We start from the raw sequence: 17,926 nt of genomic DNA, 5'->3' as shown, positions 1-17,926 counted from the left end.
AATCGGAATTTGTCTCTTTTGTCAGTGAATTGCGGGGCACGCGGGGTACAGTCTTTTCTCGTAGGGTTTCACGCGACTCGGCCGAACAATGACCGGCCTCGACATCGGTTTCAGAGGCGAAAGGACACCATGGGCAAGACGAATGACGCAGTCACCCTCGCCGACGTGGCGCGTGCCGCCGGCGTGTCCATTGCGACGGCGTCCAAGGCTCTCAACGGCAAGACCGTCGTGCGCGAGGCAACCCGGCAGCACGTCGAGGAGGTGGCCCGGAGCCTCGCCTTCACGCCCAACCCGTTCGCCCGCGCACTCAATTCGTCGATCACGGGTACCATCGGCGTCCTGACCGCAGACCTCGCCAACCGGTTCGTCGTTCCGATTCTTCTCGGCGTCGAGGACGCCTTCGGTGCGGACTCCACGTCGGTCATCCTCACGGATGCCCGGAACGACTCCATCCGGGAGTCGCACCAGTTGCGCACCCTCATGGCGAAACGCGTCGACGGCATCATCGTCCTGGGCGACAGTGACACGTCCCGCCCTTCGATCACGGAACAGGTGACGGTACCGGTCGCCTATGCGTTCGCCGCCAGCCAGGACCCGAAGGACTCCTCATTCACGACGGACAATTCCCAGGGCACCGACCTCGCCATCGACCACCTCGTCTCCCGGGGCCGACGCGGTATCGTCGCGATCAGCGGCGATCCCACCTTCTCGGCGGCCGTCGAACGGCTCACCGGCGCCACCCAGGCGATGAAGCGGCATGGCCTGCAGCTCGTCGGCGGTGAGAACCTGTACGGCGACTGGAGCGAGGACTGGGGCCGTCAGTGCGTGCATGCCCTCATCGAGGCCGGGCACCACTTCGACGCGATCTTCTGCGCCAGCGACCAGATCGCCCGGGGCGCCATCGAGCAATTGCGCGATGAGAACCTCCGCGTGCCCGAGGACGTCGCCGTCGTCGGCTACGACAACTGGGAACTGTTCAGCGTGCATTCACGCCCGCCGATCACCACGATCGACATGAATCTCCAGGAGCTGGGCCGGGCGGTGGCACGCGAACTCATCGACGCCATCAAGGGACAGCCGCATCCGGGAGTGCACCGTGTCCCGGTGCGCCTCATCCCGCGCGCATCCACGACGCGGCTCTGACCCCGTCGTTTCGCACACCGGCGACGCCGCGCCCTGTCGGTACCGGCATCCGCTCAGATCAGGCCATGGCGGCGGAAGGCGTTCCAGACCCCGTCGTCGAGCACGGCGGTGGTGACCTCGTCGGCGTGGGACTTGACCTCGTCGGTGGCATTGCCCATCGCGATGCCGACACCGCACACCTGGAGCATTTCGATGTCGTTGCTGCTGTCGCCGATGCCGATGGCCGATGCCGCGTCGAGGCCGAGCAGGTCGAGCAACTTCAGGATCGTGCTGCCCTTGTTCACCCCGCCCAGGGTCACCTCGCCGCTGCCGCGACCCATGTGGGGAATGGTGCCGGTGATGACGTGGAAATCGTCGCCGAGCGCGTTCGAGACTCGATCGAAGGCCCGAAGGTCACCGGCCAGGAAGACCGACTTGGCGATGCCCGTGAATGACAGCGGCCGCACGTCCCCGAAAGCCTTCAGGACCGGGTGTTCCTCGGCCCCGGTGACGGAGGCGAGGTCGGGCCGGGGATCACCCTTTCGTTCCCTGTCGTCCTCGAGGTAGGTCGCGAAGCGCGAGCGCACCCCGGGGCTCGGGTAGAGCTTGTCGTAGGACTGGAGGTAGAAGTCGTAGCCCGCGGCCTCGTAGAACCCGACCATTCGCGCCACCGCCGGTTCGGGCATCGTGCGGGAGATCACGACGTCGCCGCCGACTTCGGCGAACCCGCCGCCGGCGCTGATCGCCCCGTCGAAGCCGATGTCCCGGATCGCCGGGTAGATCTCCACCGACGCCCGCCCCGTGCTGAGGTACACGAGGTGACCGTTCTTCCGGGCGCTGCGCACCGCCTCGATCGACGATGGTGCGATCGCCTCGCCGGAGTCGATGAGGGTGCCGTCGACGTCGAGGAAAGCGATGCGGGGGGAAATCATGATCTGCTCCAGACGAGGCCGCCTCCGGGACAGTGCATCCAGGAGGCAGCCGACGGGACGAACCCGTTTGGTTCTACGCTATCGGGTGAGGCTCGCACCATTGGATCGGATGACCTCGGCGTACCAGTCGAACGACTTCTTCTTGAAACGGTCGAGGGTGCCCGTTCCGTCATCGTTGCGGTCGACGTAGATGAACCCGTACCGCTTGCTCATCTGTGCCGTGCTGGCGCTGACGAGGTCGATGCACCCCCAGGAGGTGTAGCCCATCACGTCGACGCCGTCGGCGACGGCCTCGCCGACCTGCACGAGGTGATCGTTGAAGTACTCGATGCGGTAGTCGTCGATGACGGTCTTCCGGCCGTCGACCGTGACGAGCTCATCCTTCGCTCCGAGACCGTTCTCGACGATGAACAGCGGCTTCTGCCAGCGGTCCCAGAACTGGTTCAGCACGATGCGCAGGCCGACCGGGTCGATCTGCCAGCCCCACTCGGATGCCTTCAGCGTCGGGTTGGCGACCCCGGGGAAGATGTTCCCTTCGCCCGTGACACGATTCGATGTGTCGGCGGTTTCCGCCACGCTCACGTAGTAGCTGAAGGAGACGAAGTCGACGGTGTTCTCCTTGAGCAGTGCCCGGTCGTCGTCGGTGATCACCAGTTCGACGCCCTGGTCGCGCAGGCTGCGCAGGTAGTACCCCGGGTATTCTCCGCGCACGTGGATGTCGCCGAAGGCGAGGTTGGTGCGCTCGGTGGTGAGCGAGGCCATCACGTCGTCGGGATCGGGCGACAACGGATAGACCGGCATCGCGAGGATCATGCAGCCGACCAGGGCGGACGGGGCGAGCTCGCGGGCGGCCTTGGTCGCGAGCGCACTCGCCACCAGCTCGTTGTGCACGGCCTGATACAGGTCGGTCCGGGTGAGCTGGTCCTTCGGTGTGTTGATGCCGCCAGACAACAGCGGGGCGTGCAGCACGGAGTTTATCTCGTTGAAGGTGAGCCAGTACTTCACCCGGGCGCCGTATCGGGCGAAGAGCACCCGCGCGTACCGCTCGTAGAATCCGATCAGGTCACGGTTGACCCAACCGTCGTAGGTCTCCGTCAGGTGCAGCGGGGTCTCGTAGTGCGAGATGGTGACCAACGGTTCGATGCCGTGCTTCTCGCATTCGTCGATGACGCGGTCGTAGAACGCGAGGCCCTCCTCATTGGGCTCCGCCTCGTCGCCGAGCGGGAAGATCCTGCTCCAGGCGATCGAGAAGCGGAAGGTCCGGAAGCCCATGTCGGCGAACAGGGCGATGTCCTCGGCATAGCGGTGGTAGAAGTCGATGGCCACCTGCTTGAGGTTGTCGTCCGTGGGGCCCGCGGTGCGCGGCGTCGTGATTCCCTGCGGCATGACGTCCTGGATGGACAGGCCTTTGCCACCCTCGTTGTATGCACCCTCGATCTGGTTCGCGGCGGTCGCACCGCCCCAGAGAAAGCCCTGCGGGAATGTGACGGGTGTTGAATCGGTCATTCGTGTACTCCTTTTACTACTGACTACGTATTACGCAGATGGCCGGTGGAGGAGCAGCCCAGCCGCTCCTCCACCGGGACGTACAAACCGCCCTCGCTTACTTCGCGGTGGCCAGTTCTTCCTCGGCGATCGCCAGGAAGAGGGGGTCTCCGTGCGCTACCGGGCCCGAGGCTGGTGAGCCGATGGCCGGATACTTCTTCGGGTTCGTGATGATGACCGGCGTCGTGATGTCGTATCCGGCTGCCGTGATCGCGTTGATGTCGAACTCGAGAAGGAGATCGCCGGCCTTGACCTGCTGGCCCTTCTCCACCTTCAGGGAGAAGTACTTGCCACCGAGCTTGACCGTGTCGATGCCGACGTGGATCAACACGTCCGCTCCATCCGCGTGCTGCAGCCCGATGGCATGCCCGGTCGGGAATGCGGCTACGACGAGAGCGTCGAACGGGGCGTAGACGGCGCCGACGCGGGGAATGATCGCAACACCCTTGCCGAGGTCGCCGCCGGCGAAGACGGCGTCGGGAACCTCGCTCAGTGCAACGGCGGTGCCGTCGAGCGGGCTCAGCACCTCGAGGTCGGTGCCGTCCACGACTGCGGCGGCATCGTTGGCCGGATCCTTGAATCCGAGGATCACGGTCAGGCCGAACGGCACGATGATGGCGACGAGAAGGCCCAGAATCAGCATCACGGTGTTTCCGGTACCGAACAGGGCTGGCAGCGCCAGCAGCGAGGGCAGCACGAAGGCGTTCGCGGCGACGCCGCCGGCCGAGATCAGGGCTCCACCGAGGACACCACCGACGACTCCTTAGACGAACGGCCGCTTGAGCGGCAGGTTCACGCCGTAGATGGCCGGCTCCGTGATACCGGCGAGGAAGCCCGACAGGGTGGCCGGGGCAGCGAGCGACTTCAGGTTCGAGTTGCGGGTGCGCACCCAGACCCCGGCGACGGCCGCAGCCTGTGCCAGCACCGCGGCGAAGAGCGGCGCGGTGATGTAGATCAACCCGGTGCTCTGCAGTTCGGCGGTCATCAGCGGGACGAAGCCCCAGTGCAGGCCGAAGATGACGAAGACCTGCCAGAGGCCGCCCATGATGGCTCCACCGAGCCAGGGCACGACCGTGAAGACCCAGCCGATACCGCCGGCCAGTCCCGTGCTGATCAGGTTGGAGAGCGGGCCGATCACCAGGAAGGTGAGCGGTACCAGGATGATCACCATGATCATGGGTGTCACGAATCGGCGGATCGCGGCCGGCAGTGCGGCGTACAGGAACCGCTCTCCGTGACTCTGCAACCACACGATGACGATGATCGGGATGACGCTCGAGACGTAGCTGACCATCGTCACCGGGATACCGAAGAAGGTGATGTCCGGCACGCCGTTGAGCGCGACGATCGAGGGGTACACGAAGGAACCGGCGATGGCGAGCGACGTGAACTGGCTCGCGTTGAAGTACTTCGCCGCGGTGATCGCGAGCGCCAGCGGCAGGAAGTTGATGAAGGCATCCGAGAGTGCGTTCAGGATCGTGTACGTCGTCGTCGTGTTGTCGATCCAGGCGAACGTGACCGCTGCCGCCAGGAAGGCCTTCAGGAGGCCGGTGCCCGCGAGCGCCCACACCAGCGGGGTGAAGATCGCCGAGATCATCGCGATGAAGCGGTTGACGAGGTTGCCCTTCGGGCCGTCCTGGGCGGCCTGGCCGCCGGAGGAGGAGGCGCCGCCGAGCTTCGAGATCTTCGTGATCTCGGCGAAGACCTCGGGTACCTCATTGCCGATGACGACCTGGTACTGACCGCCGGCCTCGGCCGTCGCGATGACGCCGGAGGTGGCCTTGACCGCCGCCTTGTCGACCTTCGCGTCGTCCTTGATGACGAATCTCAGCCGCGTCGCGCAATGCACGAGCGACTGGACGTTTTCTTCGCCGCCCACACCCTTGAGGACCGCAGCTGCGGTCTTGGAGTAGTCCATCGGTCTCATTCACCTTCCGCCGCGACATCGCGACTTCCATGCTCAGGAAGCGATCAATCGGTGTTTTGGGCAAAAAAAAGACCTGAACTCATTCATCGCCGTACTGGCGATGAGAGTTCAGGTTTTGCCCGCTGATGCGGTAACAATCCGAAAATGCTTCCACAGAGCGTCGTCGCCCTGCGGTCTCAACGTAGCACACGATCAGGTGGCGGCGCCATCCACCATCTGGTTCGCCAGTCGCTCGACGTGCACGATCACGTACAGGAGCTCTTCGTCGGTGAGGTCGGAGCCGGTGGCGGCACTGACGTACGACTTGACGTCGGCGGCGATGGCGTAGGAGCGGGGGTAGCTGTGTTTGGCGAATTCGAAGAAGGACGTGTCCGAGCCGCGCAACATCGACTTCGCCACCAGCCGCTGCAGGAGGAATTGGATGTGCAGGATGAACCGCGCGTAGTCCGGGCTCGCCGTGTCCAGGTGCACGCCGAGGCCGCCCTCGACCGTCGTCACCACGTGCTGCACCCGACGGAAGAGCAGTGCCGCGGTTCCATTGGGCTCGTCCCTGGTCGCGTTGAGGAGATGCATGGTGAGGAACACCGCTTCCTCGTCCGGGAGGGCGGTGTCCAGGCTGGCGCTGACCGATCGGGCCATTGCCGTCGCGGCGTCGAACTCCTGCGGATGCAGGACGCGTAATTCGGGCATCGACGTCGTCGGGATGCGGATGCCTTTCTGCATCCGTTCGAGCACGAATTGGATGTGGTCGATGATGGCGAGCGGCAATCGGCGACCGAGGCTTCGGCCCAGGGTCCGTTCCGCCTCGTCGACCGCCCGCGTGACCGCTTCGATGACCGGGTACGGCACGGACGCGAGGAGTTGGCGGGCATGGTCGGCTTCACTGCCCTGATCGAGGACGAAGGTCTTCTCGACCTTGGCGGGATCGATCGTGTCGCTGGGAAGCAGTTGGAATCCCAGCCCGCGTCCCATCAGCACGCGTTCCTGACCGGACTCGTCGATCGAGATGACGACGTTGTTGTTGAGCACCTTGTGCACCACCTTGTCCGGTGTGCGTGCTGCCCCGTCTTGCCTCGCCATAACGCTAGTTTAGGGCGCTCGCCTTTTCGCGGCCGCCCTGCTCGACGGACACGGGCGCTAACCAACCGTGCGGGCCGAGAGCACGCAGAATTCATTGCCCTCCGGGTCCGCCAGGACCACCCATGGGACGTCTCGCTGGCCCACATCGGCACGGGTCGCCCCGAGGCCGAGCAGGCGCCCGACCTCGGCGGCCTGGTCGTCGGGGACGAAGTCGAGGTGGAGCCGGTTCTTCACGGTCTTTCCCTCGGGGACAGCGCCGAACAGCAGGGTCGGGTGCGCACCCTCGGCCGCGGCGAGTTCGAGCTCGTCGTCGCTCTCGCCGACCACGATCCAGCCGAGAGCCTCCTGCCACCATCGCCCGAGCCCCTTCGGGTCGCGACAATCGACGACGACTTCTTCCCAGAACAGCGACATGCCGGACACACTACGCCGGGCCGCGACCCCAGGTCCAGACGCAGGGCATTCCGGGTGCAGCCATAGCGGTACCGCGCTCGGCTCAGGCGGCCAGGTGAAACGTGCTCGCGAAGCGACCGAGGAGGGCACGGCGACCACGCAGCACCTCGACGACCCCGGTCTCGATCGCGCGCTCCGGGCCGAGCTCACCGGAAATGAGCCGGCGGATGCCCGGACCAGCGGCGAAGGCGAGGTCGACGGGCCCATCACCGCGCGTCACATCGAGGGTGGAGCCGTCAACCCGGATCAGAAGCTCGGCATGACCGAACCGCGCTGCGTACGCGGTCGCCGGGAGCTGCTCCGCGACCTGCGGACGAAACGCGGTCCGGAGGTCCATCGTCATGGCGTCAGGGGTGATGACCTGCTCCTCCCGCGGATCGCCCAGGGATTTGAATCCCCACGCCCCGAGTGCGAGCACCACGGGCTCGAGCTCGCGGCCGTACGGCGTCAGCTCGTAGACGATGACGCGCGAATGAGGCACCCGTCGGATGATGCCCGCCGCCTGCAGCTCCTTCAGCCGTGCGGCCAGGATGTTGCTCGGGATCCGAGCGAGTCCCCCGGCGAGTTCGCCGTAGCGCCGCGGCCCGACGAGCAGGTCGCGGACGATGAGCAGGGCCCAGCGCTCTCCCACAAGCTCCAGGCCTCGCGTGACGCCACCGTATTGACCATAGTCGCGTGCGGCCATCGACCTCAGTCCTGCTGATTCGCGAAGGCTTCGGGGCCCTGAGCGGCTGCTACCGGGTCCATCCAGCCGAACTCGAGGAAGTTGCCGTCGGGGTCGTTCAGCTGGCGCTGGTACATGAAGCCGTAGTCCGAGGCCGGTTTGGGCTCAGAGCCTCCAGCGGCGACGCCGTCGGTGACGGCCTTGTCGACCGCCTCGCGACTGTCCAGGAAGATCGCGGTCGACACGGAGGGGTTCACGGCCGGATCTCCGATCGGAAGGTCGGTGAAGGTCTGAAAGTACTCGCGGACAAGGATCATAAAGTAGCTGTGGTCTTCTTCGACGACGACGCAGGCCGCGTTGTGGTCCGAGAAGGCCGGGTTGATGGTGAATCCGAGCGCCGTGTAGAACGCCTTTGCGCGCTCCAGGTCGGTCACCGGCAGGTTGACGAACATCGCGGTCATCGTGTCTCCTTGTAGAGGTTCCCATGTGGACTGACGTCATACTTGCAAAAAACAAGTGTGCTGTCAAGGCCTCTGTCGTGCCCTTCCGGACGCGAGCGCTCAGCCCGCCCCAGCGCACCCCGGTCTACCGGGGTGGCGGCGTCGTGTCGTAACGTAGGCGATATGACGATCTCGCCCGGATTTCAGATTCCTGATTTCACCCATCCGGGCGTCGTCGGGTCGCTGCCGCCACATCATGACTGACACCACCATCCAGGCCGTCGTGCCCACGAGTCACCCGATCCGACGCCTCCTCGCCGACTGGACCGTCACCGCGCTCGACGGCCCTGTCCCCCGGGCCGTGCGCCAGCACACAATTCCGGCAAGCGTTCCCGGGTCGGTGCACACCGACCTCCTCGCCGCGGGCCTCATCCCCGACCCGTACCTCGACGGCAATGAGCAGTTGCTCGGCTGGATCGGACTCACCGACTGGCGATACACGACGACCTTCGTCTGGCAGCCGAACAGCAGCACCCAGAGCGAGATCGTCTTCGACGGTCTCGACACGATCGCGACGGTTGAACTCAACGGCCACCGGATCGGCGTGACCAGGAATATGCACCGCCGTTACCGATTCGACCTGCGCACCCATCTGCGCGCCGGCCTGAACGAGCTCGCCGTCACGTTCTCCTCTCCGATCCGGGCCGCGGATGCCGCCAGCCTCGAACTCGGCTATCGCCCGCACGTGAACCACCACCCGTACAACGCGATCCGCAAGATGGCCTGCAGCTTCGGCTGGGACTGGGGCATCGACACGAGCACATCGGGCATCTGGCGCCCGGTCGCCCTCGAATGCTGGGCGACGGCGCGGATCGAGTCCGTGCGCCCGATCGCCACCGTGGACACCCTTGTCCGGGCAGACGGGACGGCCCGGCACTCGGGCACGGTCGCCGTGCACGTCGAGGTCGCCCGGGCGAGCGACGCAGATCTCATCGTGACGGCATCCGTCGGAGGCGTGACCGGCTCGGCCACTCTGAACGCGGGCCAGACGAGCGCGGTCGTGACGCTGCAGGTTGCCGAGGTGTCGCGGTGGTGGCCGCGGGGCTACGGCGAGCAGCCGCTCTATGCCGTCGACGTGACGTTGCACGATTCGGGCGCGGACGACGCCGAAGCACTCGAACTCGATTCGGCACACCGGCGCGTGGGCTTCCGTACCGTGTCGTTCGACACCGAGCCGGATGCCACAGGGACACCGTTCACGATCGCCGTCAACGGGCACCCGGTCTTCGTTCGCGGGGCCAACTGGATCCCCGACGACTCCTTTCCGCACCGGGTCGACCGGGACCGGTACCGGGACCGCATCGAGCAGGCCGAATTCGCCAACATCAACCTGCTCCGGGTCTGGGGCGGCGGCATCTTCGAGGCCGACGACTTCTTCGAGCTCTGCGACGACCGCGGCATGCTCACGTGGCAGGACTTCCTTCTCGCCTGCGCCGCCTACTCCGAAGAGGCGCCCCTGTTCGGCGAGATCGAAGCGGAGGCCCGCGACAACGTGGCCAGGCTGGCGTCGCACCCATCGCTGATCGTGCTCAACGGCAACAACGAGAACCTCTGGGGCCACGAGGAGTGGAACTGGAAGAAGCGTCTGGATGGCAAGACCTGGGGCGCGGGCTACTACTACGAGCTCTTCCCGCGCATCGTGGCCGAACTGGCGCCGCACATCGGGTACACGCCGGGAAGCCCGTTCACCCCGGGCGGCATCGACGGTCTCGGCCGTGACGGAACACTCACGCCGAACGATGCGAACAACGGCACGATGCACATCTGGGACCTGTGGAACCAGCGCGACTACCCCGCCTACCGTGAGTACACGCCCCGCTTCGTAGCGGAATTCGGCTGGCAGGGCCCACCGACCTGGTCGACCATGCGCGCATCGATCAGCGACTCCCCGCTCACTCCCGAGTCCCCCGGCATGCTGGTGCACCAGAAGGCGATGGAGGGCAACGTGAAGCTCACCGACGGCCTGCTCGCCCACTACCCGTTGCCCGACGACATCGACGACTGGCACTGGGCGATGTCGCTCAACCAGGCCAACGCCATCGGCACCGCCATCGAACACTTCCGTTCCCTGCAACCGCACTGCATGGGCAGCGTCGTCTGGCAGCTCAACGACTGCTGGCCGGTCACGTCCTGGGCGGCCGTCGACGGCTATGGGCGGCCCAAGCCGCTGCTCTACGCGATCCGCCACGCCTACGCCGACAGACTGGTGACCATTCAACCGCGCGCGGGGGGAACGCTGGCCGCGGTCGTCGTCAACGACGAGGCTTCACCCTGGTCGGGCGAGCTCATCGTCCGACGCCTCACAGACGCGGGAATCGTGCTGGCCGAGCACGCGGAACGGGTCACCCTGCCCGCGCGGTCCACGGTGACCGTGCCTCTGCCCGTATCCGTGTCCGCGACAACGGATGCGGCAGCGGAACTCCTCCGGGCCGAGCTCACCGGGGTGCGTGGCCACTGGTTCTTCGCCGAGCCCCGCGATACCCGGCTCGGTGCGCCGTGCCTGTCCTCGTCGCTCGAACGGGTTGTGGACGGCTACCTGCTCACGGTGACGGCCACAACGCTCACCCGTGATCTTGCCGTACTGGTGGACAAGGTGGACCCGTCCGCCCGGGTCGACGACATGCTGATCACGATGCTCCCGGGTGAAAGTGCGGTGTTCAGCATCCGCTCCACTGTCGAGCTGGACCGTGCGACCCTGACGGCACCGACGGTGCTGCGCAGCGCGAACCAGCTTGTGCGGCCGTGATCCCGCCGACGAGGAGGACTGCCGCCGTGCAGGAATCCGGTCTGAGTGAGCCCGTCTGCGGGATGACCTGGGCAACACTCGCCTAAGCGCCAGTGCGCACAGGAGCCCCGAGCGGACCCTCCAGACGACGAACGTCCGCGGAATCAGGCGGACGTCCAGTGCCGGATGATGGTGCCCCCGCTGGGACTCGAACCCAGACTGTGACGATTTTAAGTCGTCTGCCTCTGCCATTGGGCTACGGGGGCGCGTCCGAGTACATCCGGGCTGAGCGAACTCAGTCCGAACAGACTCCGACGCTTCAAGCGTAGGTGCTGCCGGAGCAGCCGCTTACTTGACGGGCGTGGTCGCCTCGGTCGCGGCATCCGCTGCCACGATCGCCGGTGCGGCGGCGGGAGCCTTGACCGGCGTCTTGCGCGGCGCGCGGGGCGCCGTGACCTTGGCGGCGGGGGCTGCCGCGGCAGCCGCTGCCGGCACGGTGACCGGTGCCGGGGGCGTGACCGCAGCGGATGCGGCCTTCGCCGGCGCCGCGGCACCCGCGGCGGGCTTCGGGCGGGAGGCGAACTCGACGAACACGGCGCGCGGGGTCTCGACGGCGGCGAGGGACACGATGTCGCGACCGAGGAAGAAGTTGTTCACCCAGCCCCAGACGACGCGCAGCTTGCGCTCCCAGCTCGGCATGGCGAGGCCGTGGTAGCCGCGGTGCGCGATCCAGGCCAGCGGGCCCTTGATGGCCAGTTTGCCGGACTGGAAGACACCCTGTCCGACACCGAGACCGGCGACGGCGCCCAGGTTCTTGTGGATGTAGTCCTTGGGGCCCTCGCCGCGGAGGACGGCGACGATGTTCTTGGCCATGAGCTTGCCCTGACGCACGGCGTGCTGGGCGTTGGGAACGCAGAAGCCGCCCACTCCCCCGCCACTGAGGTCGGGGACGGCGGTGATGTCGCCGGCGCCCCAGGCGTCTTCGATGATCTCGTCTGCGGTGCCGACGCGGAGGTCGGGGCGCACCTGCAGGCGGCCGCGCTCCTCGATGGGGAGGTCGGTGTGACGCACGATGCCGGGGTTCGCCATCACGCCAGCAGTCCAGACGATCAGGTCGGTCTCGAACTTCTCGCCGGTGGAGAGCTCGACGACACCGTCGACGGCGCTCGTCAGCTGGGTGTTGAGGTGGATCTTCGCACCGCGCTTGTCGAGGTTGTCGATGACCCAGAGGCTCGTCGGCACGGACACCTCTGGCATGATCCGGCCCATCGCCTCGACGAGGTGGAACTGGATGTCGTCGAACCCGATCTGCGGGTAGGACTTGAGCAGCGAGGTCGCGAACGAGCGCAGTTCGGCGAAGACCTCGATGCCGGCGAAGCCGCCGCCGATGACGACGAAGGTGAGCAGGCGGTCGCGCTCGGGTCCGGCGGGGAGCAGGGAGGCCTTGTCGAAGTTGGTGAGCACGGTGTCGCGGATGGCGACGGCTTCCTCGATGGTCTTGAGTCCGAGCGCCTGGTCGGCGACCCCGGGGATCGGGAAGGTGCGCGAGACGGCTCCTGCGGTGACGACGACGATGTCGTAGTTGAACTCATACGGCTCGCCGACCGGCGGGGTGATCGTCGCGGTCTTCGACGCGTGGTCGATGTGGGTGACCTTCGCGGTGACGACGTTCGTCTTCGAGAGGTGGCGACGGTGCGCGACCACGGCGTGGCGGGCTTCGATCGAGCCGGCGGCAACCTCGGGGAGGAAGGGCTGGTAGGTCATGTACGGGAGGGGGTCGACCATGGTGACCTCGGCCTCGCCTTTTCGCAGCCACTTCTCAAGCTTCCAGGCGGTGTAGAAGCCCGCGTAGCCGCCACCGACAATGAGAATTTTTGGCACGATAAGGGTCCTCCTACATGATGGAATATGCGAAAACTTACCGATTCGATCGATTTCGCTTGAGCCGCCGAAGAGCACCTATGCCGAACAGCGTTACTAGGATAGCAAACCCCAACAGAACGAGAAGCGGAACGGTGATATAGGTCAGGGTCAGCTCGGTCGGCAGCCAGGGACTCGCGGCGGTGTCGGTCGGCAGCGGCGGGTCGCTGCTCGGCACGGCGCGGGCAACGGGTGCGGCCGTCGGCGCGGCTGTCGGGACGGTGTCGATGCGCCGGTGCAGGTGAATCCAGTCCTGGAGCAGGGCCGTCGGCGTCGGAGACGTCGAGGGCGCCACGGACGCGGTGACCGCGGCGGCCGCGTCGATCAGGCCGTTGCCGTAGACGGGGCTGGGGACGACGTGGCCGTTCGGGTTGGCGGTCGCGATCACCCGGTTCATCACCTCGGCGGCGTTGAGCTTCGGGTAGGCGGCGCGCACGAGGGCGACGAGGCCGGAGACGATCGGGGCGGAGGCGCTCGTGCCGCTCCACTGCACGTACCCGCCGTTCGGCACCACGCCGACGAGTTGTTCGCTCGGGGCGGCGACGGCGATCGTGATGCCCTGTGAGGAGGCGTCGAAGCTCGCGGTCTTGTTGCGATCGACGCCCCCGACGGTGAGCACGCCGGGGATCGTCGCCGGGGCGCCGACCTCCGTGGTGCCGCTCCCCCGGTTTCCGGCCGCGGCCACGACGACGACGTCATGCTGGAACGCGTACAGGAAGGCGTCGTCCCAGCTCGACGGCCAGTCCAGGGTGTTCCGGGTCAGCGACATGTTGATCACGTCGGCGCCGTGGTCGACGGCCCAGCGGATGCCTGCCGCGATCTGGTCGTCGTTGCTGAGCTTTGCGCCGCTGCTCCCGAACGCGACCGACACCGCGAGAATGGACGCCTCGGGTGCCACGCCGATGACTCCTGTCCCGTCCGCGGAACCGCGGCCAGCCATCAGGGAGGCGACCAGGGTGCCGTGCTCGCTGCCGTCCCCCACGGGGGTCTGGCCGTTACTCGAGCCCAGGCCCGAGACATCCGTGCCACCGACGACGGCGCCGGCGAGTTCGGGGACGCTCGTGCTCACCCCGGTGTCGATCACGGCGACCGTCACGCCGGCGCCCTTGGTCGTCGCCCAGGCCTGCGTGAAACCGTAGTCGTTGAGCCAGTATTCGAGGTCGCGCACCTGGTCGGCGTGCGCGGGTGCCGCGTCGCCGACGACGGAGGCGCCTCCCAGAACAATGGTCAGCGCCACCGCGAGCGCGGCGCCGAGGCGCCGCTGCAGCAGGGAACGGGTCACGCGTCCGCCGCGGAATAGTCGAGGCACTCGCAGACGGCCGGGGTCCAGGCTGCCCGCGCGAGCGCGAGGTCACCGATCGGGTTGACGCCCGGGCCTGCGGCGAGCGAGTGTGCGGCGAGGGCGTGCAGACACTTGACCCGGTCGGGCATGCCGCCGGAGGAGATGCCGGCGATCTCGGGTACGTCGCCGAGCATGGCGCGATCGGCGAGGAATCCCGCGTGGGCGCGGCGGTACTGGTCGTGGACGGCCTCATCGTCGGCGAGCAGCTGGTTGAACTCGTTCATCACCTGGGTCGCCTCGAGGAAGGAGAGCGCAGCGGTCGCGGCCGGGTGGGTCAGGTAGTAGAGAGTGGGGAACGGCGTGCCGTCGCTCAGCCGGGGTGCGGTGGCGACGACGGTGGGAGCTCCGCACACGCAGCGCGCCGCGATACCGACGGCGTCGCGGGCCGGGCGGCCGAGCTGTGCGCTGACGATCTTCAGGTCGTCGGCGGTGACGGGCGCGAACGGCGGCCGGGTCACTGGGTGGCCTGGGGGGCGAGGCCGGCGGTCATGACGGAAGCGAACATGGACGATACCCAATCGATGTCGGTGTTCTGGATGGCCGTGGTCGCGGCGGGCGCGGCTGCAGCGGCGGCCGGCAGCGGCAGGTCGTTGATCACGAGGAAGCTCACGTCGCCCGGCAGCACATAGGACAGCCGGGCGCGGGCCTGGGTCGTGACGTAGGTGCGGTCGTTCCAGCGCTCCCGCTCGGTCTTGAGCTGGTCGACGGTGGTCTGCTGGGCAGACACGTCGGCGGTGAGCCGGCTGATTTCCTGCTGCTGCTCACCGTAGGTGCGGAGGCCGGGGGCGAGCACGACGACCGCGAGGATGAGGATGCCCATCATCATGAGCGAGAACCCGGACAGGCGCAGGCCGCGAAGCCAGCCACTCATCGGGGTCTCGTCGAGGCCGAGCGCGACGGGCTGCCGTTCAGTGCGTTTCGCGGCCATGGCAACTCCTTTCGCCGGATCCTCGCCGGTTCTCACCGGATAAAAAACAGAGCTCTCGAAGCGCGGGATTCACCCCGCGCTTCGAGAGCTCCAGTCGAAACTAGGCCTTGAAACGGGGGAAGGCAGAGCGGCCCGCGTACACGGCGGCCTCGCCCAGCTCTTCTTCGATCCTCAGCAGCTGATTGTACTTGGCAACGCGCTCGGAGCGGGCAGGCGCTCCGGTCTTGATCTGGCCGGCATCCGTCGCGACCGCGAGGTCGGCGATGAAGGTGTCTTCGGTCTCACCGGAGCGGTGCGAGATGACGGTCGTGTAGCCGGCGCGCTGCGCGAGGGCAACGGCGTCGAGCGTCTCGGTGAGGGTACCGATCTGGTTGACCTTGACGAGGATCGAGTTGGCCGTGCCGAGGGCCAGGCCCTTGGCAAGACGCTCCGGGTTGGTCACGAACAGGTCGTCTCCGACGATCTGCACGAGGCCGCCGATTTCGGCGGTGAGGTGCACGTAGCCATCCCAGTCGTCTTCCTCGAGCGGGTCTTCGATCGACACGAGCGGGTAGGACTTGACGAGGTCGACGTAGTACGCGGACAGCTCCTGGGCAGAAAGTTCCTTGCCCTCGAAGTGGTAGACGCCGTCCTTGTAGAACTCGGACGCGGCGCAGTCGAGTGCCAGGCCGATGTCCTTGCCGGGCGTGTAGCCGGCGTTGGTGATGGCTTCGACGATGAGGTCGAGTGCCGCACGGTTGCTCGGGAGGTTCGGAGCGAATCCACCCTCGTCGCCGAGGCCGGTGGAGAGGCCCTTCGACTTGAGCAGGGCCTTCAGGGCGTGGTACGTCTCGGTGCCCCAGCGGAGGCCCTCGGCGAAGGACTCGGCACCGAGCGGGACAACCATGAATTCCTGGATGTCCACGTCGTTGTCGGCGTGCGAGCCACCGTTGATGATGTTCATCATCGGGACCGGAAGGGTGTGCGCGTTCGGGCCACCGAGGTAGCGGAACAGGGGCAGGCCGGCCGAGGTGGCTGCGGCCTTGGCGACGGCCAGGCTCACGCCGAGGATGGCGTTGGCGCCGACGCGGTGCTTGTTCTCGGTGCCGTCGGTTTCGATAAGTACGGCGTCGACGATGCGCTGGTCGGTGGCGTCGAGGTCCTCGACTGCCGGGCCGAGCTCGTCGATAACGGCGTCGACGGCCTTGAGGACGCCCTTGCCGAGGTAACGCGACTTGTCGCCGTCGTGAAGTTCATAAGCTTCGAACGCACCGGTGGATGCGCCCGACGGAACGGCGGCACGGCTTACGGAGCCGTCATCAAGCAATACCTCGACCTCGACGGTCGGGTTGCCTCTGGAGTCGAGAATCTCGCGCGCTACTACTGCCTCAATGAGAGCCACAGCTATCTCCTGTTTCCTGTTATTTCCTAATGGGTGGGGTGTTGGTATGGGGGGAACGTGCAGGAAGACGACACTGTGTTCCAATCATGTAACAGTCTAGCGACGGAGGCTCCGAGCGCGGGAATCAGCCCGCGAGCGGGCGGAAGTCGAGCGTCGCGGCATCCGCTGTTTCATCGGTGACGAAGGCGTACCGCCCATAGCCCGCCTCGGCGGCGCGACCGAGCAGGGCCTTGAGGTTCTTGGTGCGGTGCTCGAGCCGCACCCGCAGGCCCTCGGCGACGAGTGCGGTCTTCAGGGCGACGAGGCGGCCGGGAGCCGCGTCCTTCTCGTGAATGAGCACAACGGCGTTCTCGGCGGATGCGCCGGTGCCGCCGAGCAGGTCGACGATGCGTTCGAAGCCGATCGAGAAGCCGCACGCGGGAACGTCGACGCCGAGGAATCGGCCGATCATGCCGTCGTACCGGCCGCCGCCGCCGAGCGAGTAGCCGAGATCGGGGTGCGCGATCTCGAAGATCGTGCCGGTGTAGTAGCCCATGCCGCGCACGAGCGTCGGGTCGAAGACGAGGTCGGCGCCGGGGAGCGCGTCGCGGAGGGCGAGCAGGTCGGCGTATGCGACCGGGTCGAGCCAGGCGGGTGCTGCGGACGCATCGGGCTCGCCGGCCGAGCCGAGCAGGTCCCAGCCGGCGGAGGCGATCGAGCGGAGGGTCTCCGCGATGCCGTCGGTGGGGATGCCGAGGCCGTCGAGTTCGGTGACGACGCCGTCGACGCCGATCTTGTCGAGCTTGTCGATCGTGATCAGGGCCCGCTCGAACAGATCCGCAGGGACCTGCCAGTACGCGAGCAGGGCGGTGAGGATGCGGCGGTCGTTGATGCGCACCGAGCAGCCGGTGAGGCCGAGGGCGTCGAGGGCGGCCATCGTCGCCGTGATGAGTTCGATCTCGGCGAGCGGGCCCGCCTCGCCGATGATGTCGATGTCGCACTGCACGAACTGGCGGTACCGGCCCTTCTGCGGGCGTTCGGCCCGCCAGACCGGGGCGATCTGGATCGCCCGGAACACCGTGGGCAGGGCGGCGCGGTGCGTCGCGTAGAACCGGGCGAGCGGGACGGTGAGGTCGAAGCGGAGGCCGAGGTCGGCGAGGCCGAGCAGGTCGCCGGACTCCGCGGCGGCGAGGGCGTCGGCAGGGGCGAGGCCGCGCTTGAGCACCGCGAAGCCGAGCTTCTCGTTGTCGCCGCCGAGGCCGGAGTGCAGCCGGGCGGAGTCTTCCATGACCGGGGTCTCGATCTCGTCGAAGCCGTGCGCGGCGAAACTGCGCCGGATCACGCCGAGCGCGTGCTCGCGACCGGCCTTCTCAGCGGGGAGGAAGTCGCGCATGCCGCGCGGCGGGGTCACCTGTGTTGCCATGGAAT

General features: G+C 67.1%; 16 protein-coding genes and 1 tRNA gene. 2 read left to right on the top strand and 15 right to left on the bottom strand.

Annotated elements, in window-relative coordinates:
• Positions 1 to 129 precede the first annotated feature (129 nt).
• Positions 130 to 1,143: a LacI family DNA-binding transcriptional regulator gene (locus E3O39_RS13160; RefSeq protein ID WP_134448289.1), complete on the top strand. Its 1,014-nt coding sequence runs from the start codon at positions 130 to 132 to the stop codon at positions 1,141 to 1,143.
• A gap of 53 nt (positions 1,144 to 1,196) precedes the next feature.
• Here the strand turns inward: E3O39_RS13160 and E3O39_RS13155 are convergent, their stop codons facing one another.
• From E3O39_RS13155 to E3O39_RS13125, 8 genes are all read right to left on the bottom strand, one after another.
• A complete protein-coding gene (locus tag E3O39_RS13155) occupies positions 1,197 to 2,054 on the bottom strand; it encodes a Cof-type HAD-IIB family hydrolase (protein WP_134448287.1) in 858 nt (285 codons plus the stop codon).
• Between the two features lie 78 nt (positions 2,055 to 2,132).
• Entirely contained in the window at positions 2,133 to 3,560 is a 1,428-nt protein-coding gene (locus E3O39_RS13150) for a glycoside hydrolase family 1 protein (protein WP_134448285.1), read from the bottom strand.
• Positions 3,561 to 3,657: 97 nt separating this feature from the next.
• Positions 3,658 to 4,296 carry a PTS glucose transporter subunit IIA gene (locus E3O39_RS19530; RefSeq protein ID WP_241985073.1) on the bottom strand — a complete coding sequence of 213 codons (639 nt, stop codon included), beginning with the start codon at positions 4,294 to 4,296 and terminating at the stop codon, positions 3,658 to 3,660.
• Between the two features lie 66 nt (positions 4,297 to 4,362).
• Entirely contained in the window at positions 4,363 to 5,517 is a 1,155-nt protein-coding gene (locus E3O39_RS19525; RefSeq protein WP_241985072.1) for a PTS transporter subunit EIIC, read from the bottom strand.
• A gap of 201 nt (positions 5,518 to 5,718) precedes the next feature.
• On the bottom strand, positions 5,719 to 6,606 hold the full coding sequence (locus E3O39_RS13140) for a PRD domain-containing protein (protein ID WP_134448283.1): 888 nt from the start codon (positions 6,604 to 6,606) through the stop codon (positions 5,719 to 5,721).
• 57 nt (positions 6,607 to 6,663) lie between these two features.
• Positions 6,664 to 7,020, bottom strand: a complete 357-nt coding sequence (locus E3O39_RS13135; protein ID WP_134448281.1) for a VOC family protein — start codon at positions 7,018 to 7,020, stop codon at positions 6,664 to 6,666.
• 82 nt (positions 7,021 to 7,102) lie between these two features.
• Positions 7,103 to 7,744 carry a helix-turn-helix domain-containing protein gene (locus E3O39_RS13130; RefSeq protein WP_134448280.1) on the bottom strand — a complete coding sequence of 214 codons (642 nt, stop codon included), beginning with the start codon at positions 7,742 to 7,744 and terminating at the stop codon, positions 7,103 to 7,105.
• Between the two features lie 5 nt (positions 7,745 to 7,749).
• Complete coding sequence (locus E3O39_RS13125) at positions 7,750 to 8,184, bottom strand: VOC family protein (protein WP_134448278.1); 435 nt, start codon at positions 8,182 to 8,184, stop codon at positions 7,750 to 7,752.
• Positions 8,185 to 8,419: 235 nt separating this feature from the next.
• Between E3O39_RS13125 and E3O39_RS13120 the strand changes: the two genes are divergently transcribed.
• Entirely contained in the window at positions 8,420 to 10,969 is a 2,550-nt protein-coding gene (locus E3O39_RS13120; RefSeq protein ID WP_134448276.1) for a glycoside hydrolase family 2 protein, read from the top strand.
• A 169-nt stretch (positions 10,970 to 11,138) separates the two neighbouring features.
• Here E3O39_RS13120 and E3O39_RS13115 read toward each other — a convergent pair.
• From E3O39_RS13115 to hisS, 7 genes are all read right to left on the bottom strand, one after another.
• Positions 11,139 to 11,214, bottom strand: a tRNA-Leu gene (locus E3O39_RS13115).
• Between the two features lie 82 nt (positions 11,215 to 11,296).
• Entirely contained in the window at positions 11,297 to 12,829 is a 1,533-nt protein-coding gene (locus E3O39_RS13110; RefSeq protein ID WP_134448274.1) for an NAD(P)/FAD-dependent oxidoreductase, read from the bottom strand.
• 37 nt (positions 12,830 to 12,866) lie between these two features.
• Complete coding sequence (locus E3O39_RS13105; protein ID WP_241975209.1) at positions 12,867 to 14,150, bottom strand: S8 family serine peptidase; 1,284 nt, start codon at positions 14,148 to 14,150, stop codon at positions 12,867 to 12,869.
• Positions 14,147 to 14,668: a DUF501 domain-containing protein gene (locus tag E3O39_RS13100; protein WP_134448272.1), complete on the bottom strand. Its 522-nt coding sequence runs from the start codon at positions 14,666 to 14,668 to the stop codon at positions 14,147 to 14,149. The genes E3O39_RS13105 and E3O39_RS13100 overlap by 4 nt, the downstream gene beginning before the upstream one ends.
• Positions 14,665 to 15,138: a septum formation initiator family protein gene (locus tag E3O39_RS13095; protein ID WP_134448270.1), complete on the bottom strand. Its 474-nt coding sequence runs from the start codon at positions 15,136 to 15,138 to the stop codon at positions 14,665 to 14,667. Before E3O39_RS13095 ends, E3O39_RS13100 begins: the two co-directional genes overlap by 4 nt.
• Positions 15,139 to 15,238: 100 nt before the next feature.
• Complete coding sequence (gene eno, locus E3O39_RS13090) at positions 15,239 to 16,519, bottom strand: phosphopyruvate hydratase (RefSeq protein ID WP_134448268.1); 1,281 nt, start codon at positions 16,517 to 16,519, stop codon at positions 15,239 to 15,241.
• Positions 16,520 to 16,643: 124 nt separating this feature from the next.
• Positions 16,644 to 17,921, bottom strand: coding sequence for a histidine--tRNA ligase (gene hisS / locus E3O39_RS13085; RefSeq protein WP_134448266.1), 1,278 nt, complete (start codon positions 17,919 to 17,921; stop codon positions 16,644 to 16,646).
• Positions 17,922 to 17,926: the final 5 nt, after the last annotated feature.

Source organism: Cryobacterium sp. MDB2-A-1 (assembly GCF_004402675.1).
In the GTDB taxonomy this organism is placed as follows: Bacteria; Actinomycetota; Actinomycetes; order Actinomycetales; family Microbacteriaceae; genus Cryobacterium; species Cryobacterium glucosi.
The sequence above is the reverse complement of the archived record's forward strand: the minus strand, read 5'-3'. Positions and strand labels throughout refer to the sequence as shown.

What these genes read in the sequence shown, in the direction of transcription:
- E3O39_RS13160 (WP_134448289.1), top strand. Translation starts at nt 130, where the DNA reads ATGGGCAAGACGAATGACGCAGTCACCCTCGCCGACGTGGCGCGTGCC.
- E3O39_RS13155 (WP_134448287.1), bottom strand. Translation starts at nt 2,054, where the DNA reads ATGATTTCCCCCCGCATCGCTTTCCTCGACGTCGACGGCACCCTCATC.
- E3O39_RS13150 (WP_134448285.1), bottom strand. Translation starts at nt 3,560, where the DNA reads ATGACCGATTCAACACCCGTCACATTCCCGCAGGGCTTTCTCTGGGGC.
- E3O39_RS19525 (WP_241985072.1), bottom strand. Translation starts at nt 5,517, where the DNA reads ATGGACTACTCCAAGACCGCAGCTGCGGTCCTCAAGGGTGTGGGCGGC.
- E3O39_RS13140 (WP_134448283.1), bottom strand. Translation starts at nt 6,606, where the DNA reads ATGGCGAGGCAAGACGGGGCAGCACGCACACCGGACAAGGTGGTGCAC.
- E3O39_RS13135 (WP_134448281.1), bottom strand. Translation starts at nt 7,020, where the DNA reads ATGTCGCTGTTCTGGGAAGAAGTCGTCGTCGATTGTCGCGACCCGAAG.
- E3O39_RS13130 (WP_134448280.1), bottom strand. Translation starts at nt 7,744, where the DNA reads ATGGCCGCACGCGACTATGGTCAATACGGTGGCGTCACGCGAGGCCTG.
- E3O39_RS13125 (WP_134448278.1), bottom strand. Translation starts at nt 8,184, where the DNA reads ATGACCGCGATGTTCGTCAACCTGCCGGTGACCGACCTGGAGCGCGCA.
- E3O39_RS13120 (WP_134448276.1), top strand. Translation starts at nt 8,420, where the DNA reads ATGACTGACACCACCATCCAGGCCGTCGTGCCCACGAGTCACCCGATC.
- E3O39_RS13095 (WP_134448270.1), bottom strand. Translation starts at nt 15,138, where the DNA reads ATGGCCGCGAAACGCACTGAACGGCAGCCCGTCGCGCTCGGCCTCGAC.
- hisS (WP_134448266.1), bottom strand. Translation starts at nt 17,921, where the DNA reads ATGGCAACACAGGTGACCCCGCCGCGCGGCATGCGCGACTTCCTCCCC.